The sequence below is a fragment of the Polaribacter uvawellassae genome, assembly GCF_039748955.1.
GTDB lineage: Bacteria > Bacteroidota > Bacteroidia > Flavobacteriales > Flavobacteriaceae > Polaribacter > Polaribacter uvawellassae.
This window is the reverse complement of the sequence record NZ_JBDIZN010000001.1, coordinates 604,293-622,323: the sequence shown is the minus strand read 5'-3', so window position 1 is coordinate 622,323 and position 18,031 is coordinate 604,293. Positions and strand designations below refer to the sequence as shown.

At 30.3% G+C, this 18,031-nt stretch carries 16 protein-coding genes and 1 tRNA gene; 10 read left to right on the top strand and 7 right to left on the bottom strand.

Features of this window, described 5'->3' with window-relative positions:
* Positions 1 to 18: 18 nt before the first annotated feature.
* Positions 19 to 957, bottom strand: coding sequence for an NAD-dependent epimerase/dehydratase family protein (locus ABDX67_RS02850; protein ID WP_347173411.1), 939 nt, complete (start codon positions 955 to 957; stop codon positions 19 to 21).
* A 126-nt stretch (positions 958 to 1,083) separates the two neighbouring features.
* Between ABDX67_RS02850 and ABDX67_RS02845 the strand changes: the two genes are divergently transcribed.
* Positions 1,084 to 1,614 (top strand): hypothetical protein, encoded by a 531-nt coding sequence (locus ABDX67_RS02845; RefSeq protein ID WP_347173409.1) that lies wholly within the window; start codon positions 1,084 to 1,086, stop codon positions 1,612 to 1,614.
* 21 nt (positions 1,615 to 1,635) lie between these two features.
* Positions 1,636 to 5,097, top strand: coding sequence for a T9SS type A sorting domain-containing protein (locus tag ABDX67_RS02840; protein WP_347173407.1), 3,462 nt, complete (start codon positions 1,636 to 1,638; stop codon positions 5,095 to 5,097).
* 26 nt (positions 5,098 to 5,123) lie between these two features.
* Here ABDX67_RS02840 and ABDX67_RS02835 read toward each other — a convergent pair whose 3' ends face one another.
* From ABDX67_RS02835 to ABDX67_RS02815, 5 genes are all read right to left on the bottom strand, one after another.
* Positions 5,124 to 5,603 (bottom strand): regulatory protein RecX, encoded by a 480-nt coding sequence (locus tag ABDX67_RS02835; protein WP_347173721.1) that lies wholly within the window; start codon positions 5,601 to 5,603, stop codon positions 5,124 to 5,126.
* 105 nt (positions 5,604 to 5,708) lie between these two features.
* Entirely contained in the window at positions 5,709 to 9,176 is a 3,468-nt protein-coding gene (locus ABDX67_RS02830; RefSeq protein WP_347173720.1) for an efflux RND transporter permease subunit, read from the bottom strand.
* A 10-nt stretch (positions 9,177 to 9,186) separates the two neighbouring features.
* Complete coding sequence (locus ABDX67_RS02825; RefSeq protein WP_347173406.1) at positions 9,187 to 10,359, bottom strand: efflux RND transporter periplasmic adaptor subunit; 1,173 nt, start codon at positions 10,357 to 10,359, stop codon at positions 9,187 to 9,189.
* Positions 10,360 to 10,369: 10 nt separating this feature from the next.
* On the bottom strand, positions 10,370 to 11,713 hold the full coding sequence (locus tag ABDX67_RS02820) for a TolC family protein (RefSeq protein ID WP_347173404.1): 1,344 nt from the start codon (positions 11,711 to 11,713) through the stop codon (positions 10,370 to 10,372).
* Complete coding sequence (locus tag ABDX67_RS02815; protein ID WP_347173402.1) at positions 11,703 to 12,323, bottom strand: TetR/AcrR family transcriptional regulator; 621 nt, start codon at positions 12,321 to 12,323, stop codon at positions 11,703 to 11,705. The genes ABDX67_RS02820 and ABDX67_RS02815 overlap by 11 nt, the downstream gene beginning before the upstream one ends.
* Before the next feature lie 126 nt (positions 12,324 to 12,449).
* Between ABDX67_RS02815 and ABDX67_RS02810 the strand changes: the two genes are divergently transcribed.
* From ABDX67_RS02810 to ABDX67_RS02800, 3 genes are all read left to right on the top strand, one after another.
* Entirely contained in the window at positions 12,450 to 13,421 is a 972-nt protein-coding gene (locus ABDX67_RS02810) for a polyprenyl synthetase family protein (RefSeq protein WP_347173401.1), read from the top strand.
* Between the two features lie 62 nt (positions 13,422 to 13,483).
* Positions 13,484 to 13,557, top strand: a tRNA-Ile gene (locus ABDX67_RS02805).
* Positions 13,558 to 13,642: 85 nt separating this feature from the next.
* Positions 13,643 to 13,825, top strand: a complete 183-nt coding sequence (locus tag ABDX67_RS02800) for a PID-CTERM protein-sorting domain-containing protein (protein WP_347173400.1) — start codon at positions 13,643 to 13,645, stop codon at positions 13,823 to 13,825.
* On the opposite strand, the gene ABDX67_RS02795 is transcribed toward ABDX67_RS02800, so the two are convergent.
* Positions 13,822 to 14,412, bottom strand: a complete 591-nt coding sequence (locus ABDX67_RS02795; RefSeq protein WP_347173398.1) for a riboflavin synthase — start codon at positions 14,410 to 14,412, stop codon at positions 13,822 to 13,824. The genes ABDX67_RS02800 and ABDX67_RS02795 overlap by 4 nt on opposite strands.
* Positions 14,413 to 14,476: 64 nt before the next feature.
* Here ABDX67_RS02795 and pdxA point away from each other — a divergent pair, with 64 nt between their 5' ends.
* The 5 genes from pdxA to accB all read left to right on the top strand — a co-directional run bounded on the left by pdxA (position 14,477) and on the right by accB (position 17,979).
* Complete coding sequence (pdxA, locus tag ABDX67_RS02790) at positions 14,477 to 15,520, top strand: 4-hydroxythreonine-4-phosphate dehydrogenase PdxA (protein ID WP_347173397.1); 1,044 nt, start codon at positions 14,477 to 14,479, stop codon at positions 15,518 to 15,520.
* A gap of 73 nt (positions 15,521 to 15,593) precedes the next feature.
* Positions 15,594 to 16,130: a YceD family protein gene (locus ABDX67_RS02785; protein ID WP_347173395.1), complete on the top strand. Its 537-nt coding sequence runs from the start codon at positions 15,594 to 15,596 to the stop codon at positions 16,128 to 16,130.
* 1 nt (position 16,131) lies between these two features.
* Positions 16,132 to 16,326 carry a 50S ribosomal protein L32 gene (rpmF, locus tag ABDX67_RS02780; RefSeq protein WP_347173393.1) on the top strand — a complete coding sequence of 65 codons (195 nt, stop codon included), beginning with the start codon at positions 16,132 to 16,134 and terminating at the stop codon, positions 16,324 to 16,326.
* A gap of 164 nt (positions 16,327 to 16,490) precedes the next feature.
* A complete protein-coding gene (locus tag ABDX67_RS02775; protein WP_347173391.1) occupies positions 16,491 to 17,486 on the top strand; it encodes a beta-ketoacyl-ACP synthase III in 996 nt (331 codons plus the stop codon).
* Between the two features lie 25 nt (positions 17,487 to 17,511).
* On the top strand, positions 17,512 to 17,979 hold the full coding sequence (gene accB, locus ABDX67_RS02770) for an acetyl-CoA carboxylase biotin carboxyl carrier protein (protein WP_347173389.1): 468 nt from the start codon (positions 17,512 to 17,514) through the stop codon (positions 17,977 to 17,979).
* The last annotated feature ends 52 nt before the right edge of the window (positions 17,980 to 18,031 follow it).

Sequence of the window (18,031 nt, the reverse complement as noted above, 5' to 3'; positions counted from 1 at the left end):
CTGATAATTGTCAATAAACTAAGTAAGATGTTTAAGCATTTCTTTAGTCATTAATTCAAGATCAAATTTATGATTCCAGTTCCAATCTTGTCTCGCTTTTGCATCATCAATAATCTGTGGCCAACTGTCTGCGATTTGCTGTCTAAAATCACTTTTACATGAAATTTTAAACTCAGGAATATGCTTTTTAATTTCAGTTGCCATTTCTTCTGGCGTAAAACTAATTGCAGCTAAATTATAGGAAGTTCTGGTTTTAATTAATGCTTCATCTGCTTGCATAATTTTAATGGTTGCATCAATTGCATCATCCATAAACATCATTGGCAAACGTGTGTTTTCACTTAAAAAACATTCGTACGATTTTTTTTCTTTTGCCTGAAAATAAATATCAACTGCATAATCAGTAGTTCCTCCGCCCGGTTTTGTTTTCCAGCTTATAATTCCCGGATAACGAAGACTTCTAACATCAACTCCATATCTACTATGATAATAATTACACCAATGTTCTCCAGCCAATTTACTAATTCCGTAAACAGTTGTTGGTTCCATGATGGTTTGTTGTGGTGTATTTATTTTTGGTGATGTTGGTCCAAAAGAAGCAATAGAACTTGGCCAATATACTTGTTTTATGTGTTTGTCTTTTGCCAATTCTAAAACTCCGAGTAAAGAGTTCATATTTAATTCCCAAGCTTTCTGCGGAAATCTTTCTGCAGTTGCAGAGAGCATTGCTGCCATTAAATACACTTGAGTAATTTTATATTTTTGAATAACTTTTAAAATACCTTCTTTATCTGTTGCGTCCAAAATTTCAAACGGACCAGAGCTCATCAAATCTTGTTTTCCTTCTCTAATATCTGATGCTATCACATTATCGTTTCCGTAGATCTCTCTAAGTTTTAGTGTAAGTTCAGAGCCAATTTGCCCGCAAGCTCCAATAATTAAGATGGTATCACTCATTCGTTATAAATCAAAAATATGTAAAACAAAAGTACATAATTTATACTTTCTTAGATACAAGAACAAAAAATATGTTTTTATTGATTTAAAATTAAATGTTAAAGTCAAATAAACAATCCTAAAAAAATGTATTTTTACAAATATATTTTAAGTATGCGTATTTTTTTTATTCTCTTTTTTTTAATTTTCTTGTCTTGTAAAGAGAATACTAGTACTGATCAAGAATCTAGGGTTCAAAAATCTGATATGAATATTGTTCAGAAACACAATGCTGCTTTGGACCTAGAAACTGTTTCAAAAAACAAAATTGCGAATTGGAAAGAATATCAATCAGTTACAAAAAACTTAAAACAGTTTTCATCTATTTCTGCGAATGAAGCTTTAAATAATGCTTTAAAATTATCTGAAATAGTTAAGAATTTAAAAGATAGTATTAGACCTAAAGAACTACTAAATTTATCTTTTAGGACACGAATAAATGTTTTAGAAAACGAAGTTCTTCGATTAAAAGACATGACCTTTATACCAGCTATTACAGCAGATGAAGTAAATACTCAAGTAAACAAAATTATCGCAGCTTTTTCTGCAACAAACTCTAAAATAAACACCATCTATTCTCAACTAGAAGTAGAAGAAGATATAGACAATATTGATTAAACACTTTTAAAAACACCAATTATGAAAAAAATTACTCTTTACTTATTATTTATAATTCCAGTTTTAGGTTTTTCTCAAAACTATCAAGATAACGCACCATGGATGACTGATAGTAATTTAAAAAAGAAAGGAAAAATTACATTGAATGATATCTCTAATGCTGCAGAAAAATACTTTTCTACGATTGATAGATACAAAAAAGGAAGTGGATATAAACCTTTTAAAAGATGGGAATACCAAAGTGGTTTTTATACTAATCCTGACGGAACATTAAAAACTACTGCTCAAAAAATAGATGCCTGGCAGCAGAAAAATAAAATGAACGCATCTGCACAAAACAATGCAAACGACACAAGTAATTGGACTTCACTAGGTCCGTTTTCACATACAAATACTGCTTCTTGGTCTTCTGGCCAAGGAAGAATTAATGTTGTAGCTGTAGATCCAAGTAACGCAAATACTTATTATGTTGGTGCTCCGGCAGGTGGAATTTGGAAATCTACCGATGCTGGTGTTAATTGGCAACCATTAAACGATTTTTTACCTCAAATTGGTGTATCTGGAATTGCAATTCACCCAACAAATTCTAATATTATTTATATAGCAACTGGAGATGATGATGCAAATGATTCGTCTGCAATTGGAGTTATGAAGTCTATAGATGGTGGAACAACATGGAATAGTACTGGCGCAATGGCAGGAAACCCAAGTTCTATGAATGACATTTTTATTGATAGTGCAAATCCAGAAATAGTACTTGTTGCAACAAGTACTGGTGTTCATAAAAGTACCGATGGTGGAGCAAGCTGGACAAGAACATTAAATCAAAATATTACTGACCTAAAAAGAAAACCAGGTACTTCAGGAGCTACGTCAATTTTTTATGCAGCAACATCTAACACAATATATAGATCTTTTGATGCAGGAAATACATTCACTGCAGTTCAAATAACTGGATTTACTAATTCAAGAAGAATAGCTTTAGCTGTAACTCCTGCAAATCCTAATCTCGTTTATTTTGTTAGTTGGAATGGTAGTTCAACTAAGAATGGTTTTAACGGAATTTATAAATCTACGACAAGTGGCTTTAGTTTTACTAAAACAGCAGAAACTGATGATATTTTTGGAGGATCACAGTCTTGGTACGATTTAGATATTACGGTTTCTGATACAGATGAAAACACCTTATACGTTGGAGTTTTAAATATTTGGAAATCTACTGACGGAGGAGATAATTTTACAGCAATAAATAGTTGGAGCTCACCAAATAGTCCTTCATATACACATGCAGATATTCATTTTTTAGATTTTATTGATGGTAAGTTTTTTGCAGGTACAGATGGTGGTGTTTATGTTTCAACAAACCACGGCGCAAGTTTTACAGACTTAACAAAAAATCTAGCAATTGGGCAGTTCTATAAAATTTCTGTAGCAAATCAAAACTCAGGTAATGTTGTTGGTGGGCTTCAAGATAATGGGGGTTATGCCTTAAAAAGTAATCAATGGAGTGTTTATCATGGAGCAGACGGAATGGATTGTGCAATAAATCCACTTGATCCAGAAAATTATTTTGGTTTTATACAATACGGCGCTTCTTTATACGAATCTAAAGATGGTGGGTTAACAAGAACTAGTTCTGTTGATGCTCCTGCTGCTGAAACTGGCACAAACGATAGTGGCGGAAGATGGGTAACTCCTTTAGTTGCTGATAGAAAAGGGAATCTTTATGCAGGTTATAGCAGCTTATACAAATTAGTTGATGGAGCTTGGTCTAAAGTTTCAAATCATGATTTTGGTGGAGATTTATACACTATTGAAATTGACCCAAATAATGAGAAAAACATTTATGTTTCTAGAGAAGGAAATTTATTTAAAAGTATAGATGCTGGAGTAACGTTTACCAAAATATATAGTACTTCAACGATAAACTCAATAGAAATAAGTCATAATGATAGTAATGTAGCATGGTTGGTTTCTAATGGAGCTGTATATAAAACCACAAACATACATGATGCGAATCCTACATTTACAAATATTAACGGAAACTTACCTTTTAATGACAACAAACTTGTATTAAGACATCATGCTGGTAATAAGGATAATAGAGTGTATTTAGGAACTACTTTAGGCGTTTATTATATTGATGATACACTAACCAATTGGGTAACTTTTGACAATAATTTACCTAATACAGCAGTTAGAGATATAGAGATTAATGAAAAAGAAGCTAAGTTAGTAATTGCTACCTATGGAAGAGGAGTTTGGGTTTCAGACATTACAAATTCTTTCCCCGAAAATGAAGTAAAATTAGTTTCTATTGATTCTCCAATAAATAATTCTACAGGTTGTGGTTCTCTTGCTCCAACTATTACAATTCAAAATAAAGGTACAAATACCATTACTGCTGTTACTGTTAATTACAATATTGACGGAGGAGCAAATTCTGTTTATAATTGGACAGGTAGTTTAGCTTCAAATGAAACTACTCAAATAAATATTCCTGCATTTGCTGCAGCAGAAGGAAATCATACTTTTAACGTAGAAACTGTTATCAATAATGATACCTATACTACAAACAACGCTAACAGTGTGTCATTTTCTATAAATGGTTCTAACGCAACGCCAACAACAGTAAATACTTTCGAATCTTCAAACGATAATCTAGTAACTGAAGCTAGTGGTTCTGGCGCTGGATTACTTGGTTTGTGGCAAAGAGGAACGCCAATAAAATCACTTTTAACAACTGTTGGTTCTGGAAACGCAGCTTATGTTACTAGTTTAAATGGAAATCATCCTGATAAAACAATTGGTTATTTGTATACAAAATGTTATGATTTAACCTTGGTTACAAACCCAGTATTAAGCTTTAAAATGGCTTTTGATATTGAGCAAGATTGGGATTATATGAATGTAGAATACACCACTGACCAAGGAAAAAATTGGTCTATTCTTGGTTCTTCAACAGATGCCAATTGGTATAATAGTTCTGCTACCTCAGATGCTACTGGAAGATCTAGCTTACCAGGAAAACAATGGACAGGGGAAGGAGAAGATTCAAATCCTCTTGGAGGCACAAATGCAACATTACATGACTATAGTTTTGATTTGGCTGCATTTAAAAATGAATCTAATGTAATCTTTAGGTTTAAATTTTTAGCAAATGATCAATCAAATGAAGAAGGAGCTTTAATTGATGATTTAGTAATTACAGGTATTTTACCAGTTGAAGAATTTAATGAAATTGATGGATTAGAAGTATCACCAAATCCATCAAGTAGTGTATTTAACATTAATTGGTTACAAGGATCTGATTTCTCTATTTCTGTTTTTGATATTACAGGTAAATTAGTTTTACAAGAAAAAAATAATTCTCTTGCAGTAAAAAGATTTGAATTAGATATGTCTAAGTACAGTAAAGGAATTTACTTTGCTAAAATTAAAGTTGATGATTCTTTAAGTACTAAAAAGTTAATTCTTAAATAAATTAAAAATAGCCTCTTTTTAAGAGGCTATTTTTTTTCTAATACATTTTTTACAGTTGAAAAAATAAGATCAAATTCAAACCCTTTTCTTATAAGGTAATCTGTTAATTTCTTTTTCCTTTTATAAAAATCTGTTTCTTTTAATATTGAGTTTCGTTTAAGAGCTATTCTATTGATGGTTTCTAAATATTCACCTTCATCTATTTCTTTAAGTGCGGTTTTTATATTATACTCAGAAATATCTCTAAATTTTAACTCTCTAATTATTCTTTGTTTTCCCCAACTTTTAATGTTGAATTTTCCTCTAGCAAAGCTTTTACAAAAGCGTTCCTCATTTAAAAAATCATGTTCCATCAAATGTAAAATTATTTGATTTTTTGCTTCTTCAATTAAAATGAACTCTCTTAATTTTGTCTCAATTTCTTTATGACAACGATCTTGATAGACACAATATCTTTCTAGTTTCCTTTTAACCTCTTCAATTGAAAAATATTTTTGTTCATCCATAAAAACTGATGTTTTTCTTTTCAAAAATAAATAATTTATAATTGCTAAAAATAAAAAAAGGCTGAGGGATTTTCCTCAGCCTTTCTAAACTATTAAAAATAATTATTATGCTATTTTTAAACGTAACCACATTTTAAATCTTGTGATTAAGTAAAATAGAATTGGCACTACTATTAATGTTAAAAATGTTGCAATTAAAAGACCGTAAATAACTGTCCAAGCTAATGGCCCCCAAAATACAACATTGTCTCCTCCTACATAAATATGTGCATTTAGCTCACTTGCCAATGTAAAAAAGTTTATATTTAAGCCTATTGCTAGTGGAATTAACCCTAAAATAGTTGTAATTGCTGTTAATAAAACTGGTCTTAAACGAGCTCTACCAGCTTTTACAATACTTTCAAAAAGATTTTCTCTATCTAAATACTCATTTTCATCTAAGCCTAGTTCCTCTTTCTTTCTATCGATTAATAATTGCGCATAATCTAACAATACAACCCCATTATTTACAACAATTCCTGCAAGTGATATAATACCCATCATTGTCATCATAATTACAAAAGATGCTCCTGAAATTACCAAGCCTCCAAAAACTCCTATAAAGCTTAAAAAGATTGCCAGCATAATAATTCCTGGTTTTGAAACAGAGTTAAATTGGAAAATTAAAATAAAGAAAATTAACCCTAAACCTGTAAAGAATGCGCCAACCAAAAAGTTCATTTGCTTGTTTTGTTCTTCAATCTGACCTGTGTAATCAATCTTAATTCCATTCGGTAAATCTTTGAAACTCTTCATTTCTTCTTGAATTTTACGAACAACTGCACTTGCATCTGTTTCTCCTGGTGCTAATGCAGAGTAAACTGTTACAACTCTTTTTACAGACTTGTGTTTGATGGCGCTAAAACCTGAGTTATTACTTTGTGTTGCAACTGCAGAAACCGGAATCTCTTTTACTTTACCAGAAGCCATGTCTCTAAAGATAATATTCTGATTAAAAACTGCACTTTTATTATATCTGTCTTCTTTATTAAAACGAACATAAATATCATAATCTTCGCCACTTTCTTTATAAATTCCTGCTTTGTTTCCAAAAATTGATGCTCTTAGTTGTTGTCCAACTTGACCAGTTGTAACACCTAATTCTCCAGCTTTTTTCCTATCAACTAGCACTTGCATTCCTGGTTTATCTCTGTTTACATCAATTTTTAATTCATCAATTCCCGAAATACTTTTTGTATTGATAAAATCGCGCATTCTTTGAGCTGTATGAATCAACTCAGCATAATCGTCTCCTTCAATTTCTATATTTATTGGAGAACCTACTGGTGGCCCGTTTGCATCTTTTTCAACTGAAATTAATACTCCAGGATAAATACCAACCAAAGCGGTTTGTACCTTTTGACGTAACAATTCACTATCTAAACCTCTTCTAAACTTATATTCACGCATAGAAGCAGTTATTTTTCCTTTGTGTGGCATTTCTGCAGCAGATCCCATATCTGTTTGAGGATTACCTGCTCCTTCACCAACTTGAGAAACAACACTTTCTATCATAAAGTTATAATCGCCATCCATATAAGTATCGCTGTATAAAACACTAGCTACTTTTTCTTCAATCTGCTTTGTTATTGTATTTGTTTTTTCAATATCTGTTCCTTCTGGATATTCAATATATACTATAATCTGATTAGGTTTATTATCTGGAAAGAATTCAACTTTTGTTCTTTGAGCACCTAAAGACCACCCAAATGTTGCAAAAGCAGCAAATAATAATATAAATGTTCCTATTACTAATCCATATGGACGCCAACCAGTTAAAGCACTTACTAAACGTCTTTCATACCAAGACTCTAATTTTGGCAACACTTTTGTTTGAAAACTATTAGCCCAACCTCTTAAAAACAACCTATAAATCCACAACATAATTGCTGTAAAAATCATTAACGTCCCTAAAGAGCTATAGTCGCCTCCAGTAATTAAAACTAAAATTCCTATTATTACCATAATACTTGTTGTGATAATAATTTTTTTCATAGGCATATCAACATCTTCTACAGTCATAAACTGTGAAACCAATACTGAGTTAAAGAAAATAGCTACAAATAATGATGATCCTAAAACTGTTGATAGTGTTATTGGTAAAAGAATCATAAAATCTCCCATAATACCAGGCCATAGACCTAACGGAATAAATGCTGCAACGGTTGTTGCTGTAGAAATGATAATTGGAAAAGCAATTTCTCCAATTCCTTTTTTTGCAGCTTCTACTCTGCTCATTCCTTCTTTATCCATTAAACGATATACGTTTTCTACCACTACAATTCCGTTATCAACCAACATTCCGAGTCCCATAATTAATCCGAAAAGAATCATGGTATTCATTGTATATCCCAATAAATTTAAAATCATTAAAGACATAAACATCGACATCGGAATTGCAAATCCAACAAATACTGCATTCTTAAATCCTAAGAAAAACATTAAAACGGTTACTACTAAAATTACTCCGAAAATAATGTTGTTTACTAAATCATCAACTTGTCCAATTGTCTTTGAAGATTGATCGTTTGTTATGGTAATTTTTAAATCTTTTGGAAAATAATTTTCGGTGGCATTATCAACAATTACTCGAATTTTTTCTGCTGCCGCAACCATGTTTTTTCCAGCACGTTTTTTAACATCTAACATCACAACATCTGCACCTCTTTCTCTTGCATAAGTAGTTTTGTCTTTGTCTTTAAAAGAAATTGTTGCTACATCTTTTAAATAAATTGGATTGTTAAATTCAGATTTAATTACAAAGTTTCCTAAATCTGACGGAGCATCAATTTCTCCAATAATTCTGATTGTTCTTCTTTGACCGCTTGTAATAAAATTACCAGCAGACATCGTTACATTTCCGTTACTAATTGCGCTTGTAATATCATTAAAACTGACTTTGGCGGCCATCATTTTATACACATCTACCGCAACTTCGACTTCTTTGTCTTGTGCTCCTCGAATATCCGCTTTTTTAATTTCAGGTAAATCTTCAATTTCGTCTTGTAAATATTCTGCAAACTCTTTTAATTTATAAACCGGGTAATCTCCTGAAATATTAATATTTAAGATTGGCATTTCTTCAGACATGCTCAATTCAAAAACATTTGGTTCTATTTTAGCACCGTTAAAAGTTGGCCAATCTTCACTAGAAGTTTCTGTAGCAATTTCGTCTTTTACCTTTTGTTTCGCTTGATCTACAGTAATGTTCTCATCAAATTCTACAACTACCATTGAGTAGTCTTCTTGAGAAGTTGATGTAACCTCTACAACATTACTTACCGTTTTTAATTTATCTTCTAGCGGGTCTGTAATTAGCTTTTCAATATCTTCTGCTGTGTTTCCAGGAAAAATTGTACTTATATATATTTTAGTTTCTTTTACCTCTGGAAAACTCTCTCTTGCCATAGAAAAATAGGCAGAAATACCATAGAAAAACAAGACTGCCATTATTACGTAAATGGTTGTTTTATTATGAATTGCCCAAGATGATAATTTAAACTCTTTATCTACTTGTTTTTTTTGTTTTGTCATCATTTATTTTTTACTGATTGATAACTTTTACGGTTTGTCCGTTATTTACACTACGAGCGCCTTCTTTAACTATTTCTGTACCGGCTTTAACATTTGCTATAACTTCTATAATATCTCCTTGTGTTTTACCTGTTTTAATAATTATTCTATGAGCAACGCCCTCTTTATTTTCATTTTTGCTTTTTACAACATAAATAAATTGTTCTCCTTGTGCATTTTCTGAAATAATACTTTGTGGAATTAAGATTGCTCTAGGGTTTGTATAATCATTAATTTGAAGTTTTGCTGTTAAATTAGGTTTAATATTACCGTTTTTGTTTGCTACCGGAACTTCTATTTTAAAAGATCTATTGTTTGGGTTTATAAAACTACCAACTTGTCTAATAGCGCTAGTTACAGTTTCTCCTAAAACTGGAAACTCTACTTTAACCTTTTTATTTTTTGTAATACTATTAATGTATTTTTCTGGAACTTCTGTAGAAATATACATATTACTTAAGTTTATAATTCTAAATATTTCTGATCCTGGTCCTGGAGCAACAACAGTGCCTTCTTCTTTAAAAACAATATCTACAATTCCATCAAATGGCGATGTAATAGTTGTTTTTTCAATTTGAGCCTTTAATTGTTCTACCGTTTTTTGCTGTGCTAAATAATTTGTCTTCGATTGTAAAAACTGCATCTCAGATCCTATTTTTTGATCCCATAATCTTTGTTGACGTTCAAAAACCGTTTTTGCTAATGCTACTTGAGTTTCTAATTGTGCTAATTGTTGACTCATTCCGCCATCTTTTATTTTTGCTAAAATTTGTCCTTGTTTAACACTTTGTCCATTTTTAACATACACAGTTTCTAAGATTCCTGGTATTTCAGGGTAAATCAATAAATTCTGTTTTGTTTCTACATTTCCTTGCAATTCTACATAATGTGTAAAAACCTCTTCTTTAGCTTTAAATGTTGTAATTAAAGGAACTCTTTTATTGGTATCTAAAGCATCAATTTTATTGTTAAGCTTTATTAATTGCTCAGAAAAACCTTGCTGAACTGTTTCTAATTCTGCTTTTTTTGCTTTAATTTTTGAAATATCATTGGTTGCAATTATTTCATCTATTGTTGGTTCTTTTTTTTCTCCACAAGAAATAAAAAGAACGGTTGCTATTAATACTGTATAAATTGTTTTCATGCCTGATTGATTATTTTAATGGGATATTTAATGCGTTTTCTAATGCTGCTTTTTTAGCAATTACATCTAGCATTGATTGCACATAGTTTTGTTGTTGTGTATATAATTGATTTTGAGCTTGCGATAAATCGAAACTTGTAGAAACACCTTCAAAGAATTTTACTTGTTGTTTTCTTTCTATTCTTTCTGCTAATTCTAAATTTTGTTTCGCAGCTTGATATTGTTCAATACTAAACTTATAATCGCTTTTTGCTGCAGCTGCTTGCAAGTTTAGTTGTTCTTTGAGTTCTAATAATTGAATATCTGCATTATCGTATTCAAATTTAGCTTGTCTAGTTTTTGATCTTCTTTCAAAACTGCTAAAAATTGGAATATTTAAACTAACTCCTAATAAAGAAGAATTGTACCATTTTTGATTTCTGTTTAAAAAATCAAACGAATTTGAATTTCCTGCATAACCATAATTTACAAAAGCACTTAAAGAAGGTAATGCTTTCGATTTTTCTAACAACACCAATAACCTATTTCCTTCTTTTGTGTTTTCTGCAATTTTATAATCTATATGATTTGCAACATTAAAGTTTTTAGCTAATAGATTTAAATCAATATTACCTAAAATTAATGAGTCTAAATTGTCGGTTAAAACAATTTCTTCATCAATTAAATTTCCCATAGAAATATTTAACATTTTATAGCCAATATTTCTTAATCTAATGGTTTTGTTTAACTGACTTTTTACTGTTGTTAATGTAATTTGTAATTGCTCAACATCTTCTTCTTCTGTCAATCCGTTTTTATAAATTTTCTGAGTATCTGAAAGTGTTTTTTCTAACGTTTTTAAATTTCTTTTTAGAATTTCGATACTTTTTTCTGCAATCAATACATTTCCGTAAGCATTAATTACAGCTTCTCTAATACTTAATTCTGTTTTTTCTTTTGCTTGTTTAGAAATGTTTAAATACGTTTTTGCAGATTGTAAACCAACAATATACGATCCATCAAAAATTAATTGATTTAATGTAATTGCTGCATTAATATTTTGCTTTGTACCAAAGGTTACTGGAACAAAAGTTCCTGCAGGACCGCCAGTAATTTCTGCTGGTAATAAAGAAATTTGTTGTTTTAACCAGTTTTGGTAATCTACTTTTGCACTAATTTTTGGTAAACCTATTGTAGTAGTTTCCCATTGTTTTTCTTTTGCTGCCAACACATTATTTTGTGCTGTTTTTGCATTATAGTTGTTTTTTATTGCAAAATCTACAGCTTCTTTTAAAGAAAAACCTTTTGTTTTTTCTTGCGAGAAACCTAAAGCAATAAAGCATAAACTAAGTAATAGTATTAATTTATTTTGCATTTTTTTCTGATTGATTGTTGATTATAATTTCTTCTAATTTATTAATTCCTTTTTCTGTACAAATTCCTCTTAAATGATATTCTAAATAAAAACTCATGATTTTATTTAACGAAAATTGTTTTAACGGAAACAACTCAATGTCTTTTAAGCCAATCATTCCGTGAAAATAAATTCTCGAAATAAAACCTAAATCTATTGTATCTCTATAAAAACCTAGTGCAACACCTCTTCTTAAGTTCTCTAAAACACAATCTTGCATTACGTCAAATTGTTTGCTTTTTAGCGATGCATAAATTTTTGGATAGTATTTTTGTAATTGATGCTGTGGAGATGATTTTTCGTTTTTTAAATATTCCATAGAAAAACGTTTTATTTCATACAATTCGTCTATCGGGTTTTCTTCTTTACTACAAATAACATCAATTCCTGCACAAATAATCTCAAAAACAGAATCTGTTGCTTCTTTTATCAAATCTGTTTTATTGCTAAAATGAGTGTAAATTGTTTTTTTAGAAACTCCTAATTCATTAGCAATATCATCCATTGTAACGCTTTTAAACCCTAGATTTAAAAACATCTCAGTTGCTTTATGTAATATTTTATCTTTCATAATCGAGTGCAAATATACATTAGGAAACTAGAAAAACAATAAAAGTTTCCAAAGTTTTTTAAAACTTTTAACATTAGAGGCTACAATGTAAAATCTTTGTTACATTTGTTTTCTAAAATTATTACTTTGGATTTATCAAAATTTCAGCAAGAGTTTTTTGCTTATAAAGATGCTCAGAACTTAACTAGAGAGCCAAAAAACCTCTACGAACCAATCCGTTATATTTTAAGTTTAGGCGGAAAAAAAATTCGCCCAGTTCTAACATTAATGGCGGCTAGTTTGTTTTCTGATGAGTATAAAAAAGCACTTCCGGCTGCTTATGCAGTTGAAATGTTTCATAATTTCACTTTAGTTCATGACGATATTATGGACGATGCTCCGTTGAGAAGAGGAAAAGAAACCGTTCACGAAAAATGGAATATCAATACCGGAATTTTATCTGGAGATGCCATGTTAATTTTAGCATATCAATATTTTGAGAATTATCCTGCTGATATTTTTCAAAAATTAGCAAAACTATTTAGTAAAACTGCTCTTGAAGTTTGTGACGGACAACAATTAGATGTAGATTTTGAAACAAGAAATGATGTTTCTATTGAAGAATATATTAAAATGATTTCTTTAAAAACTTCTGTTTTAATTGGTGCAGCTTTAAAAATGGGCGCAATTGTTTGTGAGTCGAATGAAAAAGACGCCGATATTTTATATGATTTTGGATTAAACTTAGGAATCGCATTTCAATTACAAGACGATTATTTAGATACTTATGGTAATCCTGAAACTTTTGGAAAACAAGTTGGTGGAGATATTATTGAAAATAAAAAAACTTATTTGTATTTAAAAGCTTTAGAATTAGCTTCATTAGAAGATAAAAGCATGTTAAATAAGTTCTATCAATCTAAATTAGATGATAATAATGATAAAATAGCATTGGTTAAAAAAGTATTTGATAAATATCAGATACCAAATTATATGAAAGCACAAATAAATGATTATAGCCAAAAAGCTTTTGCTGTTTTAGATGATATTAATATTTCTTATGATGCTAAAAACGGATTGTTAGAATTTGGAAAAGCGTTAATGACACGCAGCGTATAAAGAAAACATATTTTTAGTTTGGTGTAATTCAAAAAAGATAGTAATTTTGCCAAACTTTAGTAGGACCCATAGCTCAGTTGGTTAGAGCATCTGACTCATAATCAGAGGGTCCCAGGTTCGAGCCCTGGTGGGTCCACTATTTTATTTAAATTTAATCCCTATATTTGGGAGTATAAGTGTTGATTTTTTATCACTATTTATAATCTCAATAAATTTTAAAAGTGAAATATAAAACTAAAATATTGTTCATTCTTGTTGTATTATGTACAACTTTTACTTTTGGACAAATGGTTCCACCACCAATACCACCACCACCACCACCAGGTTTACCAATTGATGGAGGTGTTTTATTTTTACTTATTTCTGGAATACTATTAGGTGTTAAAAAACTAAAGAAAAACTAGTTTTTTAAAGCATTCAACTTAACAACATATTTTCCAAGTACATCAAATTCTAAGTTTACTTTGTCTCCTATTTTTAAATAATTAAAAGTTGTGTGTTCTTTTGTAAAAGGAATTATGGCTACACTAAATTCAAAATCATTAGAGTTCACAACGGTTAAACTAACTCCGTTTATCGTTATTGAGCCTTTTTCTATGGTTAAATTATTACTTTTTGAACTATACCTAAACGTAAAAACAGTACTTCCGTTTTGTTCTAAAATAGTTGAGCATACTCCAGTTTCATCAACATGACCTTGCACAATATGACCATCTAATCGATCTCCTAGTTTCATTGCTCTTTCTAGATTTACTTTTTCGCCTACAACTAAATTGCCAATTGCAGTTTTATCAATTGTTTCTTTAATTGCCGTTACTGTATATTCATCATTATCTATTGCAACAACCGTTAAACAAACACCGTTGTGCGCAACGCTTTGATCTACTTTTAATTCATTCGTAAAATTACTCTTTACTGTTAGATGTAAATTGTCTTTTTCTTTAACGATTTGCTTTACTTCTCCTAAGCTTTCAATAATTCCAGTAAACATAGATTCTAAATTTTAATTCGTTATTTTTGCACGAATCAAAACTAATAATATTGAATCATAAATGATGGATAAATTAGAAAAAATAGTTGTTGGAATATCAATTGGAGATTTAAATGGTATTGGAATTGAAATCATTTTAAAAACTTTTGAGGATAAAAGAATGCTAGATTTTTGTACTCCAGTTATTTTTGGGTCAACAAAAAGTATTTCGTATCACAAGAAACTATTAAATTCTGATACACAAATACACGGCATTACATCCATAAAGCAAATAACAAATAATAAAGTTAATTTATTAAATATTTGGAAAGAAGAAGTTCCGTTTGAAATAGGAACTGCCACAAAAATTTCTGGAGAATATGCTTTTAAATCGTTAGAATCTGCAGTAAAACATTTAAAGGAAAACACAGTTGATGTTTTATTAACGGCCCCTATTAACAAAGAAAATATACAATCAGATAGTTTTAATTTTCCTGGTCATACAGAATATTTAGAAAACGAATTAGATGGCGATAGTTTAATGATTTTAATTTCTGACAATTTAAGAGTCGGTTTAATTACTGGTCATATTCCTATTTCTAAAATTTCTGAAACAATTACACCAGAACTAATAAAAAAGAAAGTAGAAATTATGCACGCTACTTTGGTAAAAGATTTTGGAATTAACAAACCAAAAATTGCAGTTCTTGGATTAAATCCACATTGTGGAGATAAAGGTGTTATTGGCAAAGAAGATGATGAAATTATAAAACCAACAATTAACGAGATAAAAGAATCTGGTAAATTAGTTTTTGGACCTTATGCTGCAGATGGATTCTTTGGCTCTAACACATACAAACAGTTTGATGGTGTATTAGCAATGTATCACGACCAAGGTTTAGCGCCTTTTAAAGCATTGTCTTTTGGCAACGGAGTAAACTATACTGCGGGTTTATCAAAAATAAGAACTTCGCCAGATCACGGAACAGCATTTGAAATCGCTGGAAAAAACGAAGCAAATAACACGTCATTTAAAGAAGCACTTTTTACGGCAATCGAAATTTACAGAAAAAGAAAAGAGTACAATAACTTAACTCTTAACGTACTTGAAGTGAAACAAATAAGATAAATTTCTTTTTTAAAGATTCTTTATTTAATAAAACAATTTTTTATATCTTTGCACGCTCAAATTGATTTTGTAGATGAAAGACTTAAAACAATTTAATATCCAATACGTAGGATTAAAAGAAGAAAGTCATTTGTTTGAATATCAAATTGGAAAAACGTTCTTTGACGCTTTTAATTTTGACGAATTTTTTGATGCCAATATTGATGTCGCTTTAACACTAGATAAGAAAAACACATTGTTAAACTTATCGTTTAATGCACAAGGCACCATTAATGTAACTTGTGATGTTAGTGGTGAACCTTTTGATCAAGAAATTGAAACCGAATTAAAGTTAATTGTAAAATTTGGAGAAGAATATAATGATGATAATGAAGAAATATTAATTCTTCCCTATTCAGAATTTCAATTAAATGTTGCACAATACATCTATGAAATGATTGTATTATCAGTACCAACAAAAAGAGTTCATCCAAAAGTTTTAGATGGCTCAATGGAATCAGAAGCACTAAAGAAGTTAGAAAAATTAAGAGTAAAAGAAGTAAAAACTACAGAAGATGTAGACCCAAGATGGGATAAATTAAAAAGTTTAATAACAGAAAAAAAGACATAAAATGGCACATCCAAAGAGAAAAATATCGAAAACTAGAAGAGACAAGAGAAGAACTCATTACAAAGCTAGTGTTCCTCAAATTGCCGTAGATCCTACAACTGGCGAATCTCATTTATATCACAGAGCTCACTGGCACGAAGGTAAATTATACTACAGAGGTCAAATTGTATTAGAATCTGCAGTTGCAGAAGCATAATAGACCAACCATAAAACACACAAAACTCTCTATTTTTGAGAGTTTTTTTTGTTTTTTAACTAAATTCAAATGCTTTTTGATGCTTTTTACATAAAAATGTAAAATAATTTTCATTTCTTTGAATAATGCATTTAAAGTTTCCTTCTAAATAATTAAGGTAAAATATGACAAAAATAACTGCAGCAATTACAGCAGTAGGAAAGTATGTTCCTGACTATATTCTAACCAACAAAGAGTTAGAAACAATGGTAGATACCAACGATGAATGGATAACATCAAGAACTGGTATTAAAGAACGAAGAATACTAAAAGAAGAAGGAAAAGGAACTTCTTATATGGCAATTAAAGCCGCAGAAAACCTACTAAAAAAATCCAATAAGAATCCGTTAGATATAGATTTGGTTATTGTAGCAACAGCTACTCCAGATTTACCAGTAGCATCTACAGCTGCTTTTGTAGCAACAAAAATTGGCGCAACAAACGCTTTCTCTTACGATTTGCAGGCTGCGTGTTCTAGTTTTTTATACGGAATGTCTACAGCAGCTAGTTATATTGAATCTGGCAGATATAAAAGTGTATTACTTATTGGAGCAGATAAAATGTCTTCAATTATTGATTATACAGATAGAGCAACATGTATTATTTTTGGTGACGGTGCTGGAGCAGTTTTATTTGAACCAAATAATGAAGGACTTGGCTTACAAGATGAATATCTTAGAAGTGATGGAAATGGAAGAGAGTTTCTAAAAATTGATGCTGGTGGTTCTATATTACCAACATCTGAAGAAACCTTAAAAAACAAACAACATTCTGTGCATCAAGAAGGTAGAACTGTATTTAAATTTGCAGTTTCTAATATGGCAGATGTTGCAGAAAAAATGTTAACTAGAAATAACTTAGTAAAAGACGACATTCAATGGTTGGCACCGCATCAAGCAAACAATAGAATTATTGAAGCTACCGCGAATAGAGTTGGCTTAGAAAGTGATAAAGTAATGGTAAATATTCACAAATACGGAAATACAACTTCAGGAACCTTACCTTTATTATTAGCCGATTATGAAAGTCAATTAAAAAAAGGAGATAATATAATTTTTGCCGCATTTGGTGGTGGTTTCACTTGGGGAGCTATCTACTTAAAATGGGCTTATAACGCATAAAATCAAATAACTAAAATTTAAGAACATGGATATTAAAGAGATTCAAAATCTTATTAAATTTGTAGCAAAATCTGGTGCAAGTGAAGTAAAGTTAGAAATGGAAGATATAAAAATCACCATAAAAACTGGTTCTGAAAAAACAGAAACAACTATTGTACAAGCTAATCCAGTGGCGCAAATGCCAACTCAAGTTGCCGCACCTACAATTACAGAAACACCTAAACCAGCTGCAACTACTGAAGAAAATTCAAATTATGTAACAATTAAGTCTCCAATTATAGGAACTTTTTATAGAAAACCTTCTCCAGAAAAACCAAATTTTGCAGAAGTTGGTGACACAATTAATGCAGGTGATACAGTTTGTGTTATTGAAGCCATGAAATTATTTAACGAAATTGAATCTGAAATTTCAGGAAAAATCGTTAAAGTATTAGTTGATGATTCTTCTCCGGTAGAATTTGATCAACCATTATTTTTAGTAGATCCATCATAATTTAATATCGATTGAATTGATTGTCTTTACAATTCAATTTTAATTGAACATT

Excerpts from the sequence above, each read along its gene's own strand:
- ABDX67_RS02840 (WP_347173407.1), top strand. The coding sequence starts at position 1,636 with ATGAAAAAAATTACTCTTTACTTATTATTTATAATTCCAGTTTTAGGT.
- ABDX67_RS02775 (WP_347173391.1), top strand. The coding sequence starts at position 16,491 with ATGACAAAAATAACTGCAGCAATTACAGCAGTAGGAAAGTATGTTCCT.
- ABDX67_RS02785 (WP_347173395.1), top strand. The coding sequence starts at position 15,594 with ATGAAAGACTTAAAACAATTTAATATCCAATACGTAGGATTAAAAGAA.
- ABDX67_RS02820 (WP_347173404.1), bottom strand. The coding sequence starts at position 11,713 with ATGCAAAATAAATTAATACTATTACTTAGTTTATGCTTTATTGCTTTA.
- pdxA (WP_347173397.1), top strand. The coding sequence starts at position 14,477 with ATGGATAAATTAGAAAAAATAGTTGTTGGAATATCAATTGGAGATTTA.
- ABDX67_RS02835 (WP_347173721.1), bottom strand. The coding sequence starts at position 5,603 with ATGGATGAACAAAAATATTTTTCAATTGAAGAGGTTAAAAGGAAACTA.
- ABDX67_RS02850 (WP_347173411.1), bottom strand. The coding sequence starts at position 957 with ATGAGTGATACCATCTTAATTATTGGAGCTTGCGGGCAAATTGGCTCT.
- accB (WP_347173389.1), top strand. The coding sequence starts at position 17,512 with ATGGATATTAAAGAGATTCAAAATCTTATTAAATTTGTAGCAAAATCT.
- ABDX67_RS02845 (WP_347173409.1), top strand. The coding sequence starts at position 1,084 with ATGTATTTTTACAAATATATTTTAAGTATGCGTATTTTTTTTATTCTC.
- rpmF (WP_347173393.1), top strand. The coding sequence starts at position 16,132 with ATGGCACATCCAAAGAGAAAAATATCGAAAACTAGAAGAGACAAGAGA.
- ABDX67_RS02825 (WP_347173406.1), bottom strand. The coding sequence starts at position 10,359 with ATGAAAACAATTTATACAGTATTAATAGCAACCGTTCTTTTTATTTCT.
- ABDX67_RS02795 (WP_347173398.1), bottom strand. The coding sequence starts at position 14,412 with ATGTTTACTGGAATTATTGAAAGCTTAGGAGAAGTAAAGCAAATCGTT.
- ABDX67_RS02830 (WP_347173720.1), bottom strand. The coding sequence starts at position 9,176 with ATGACAAAACAAAAAAAACAAGTAGATAAAGAGTTTAAATTATCATCT.
- ABDX67_RS02815 (WP_347173402.1), bottom strand. The coding sequence starts at position 12,323 with ATGAAAGATAAAATATTACATAAAGCAACTGAGATGTTTTTAAATCTA.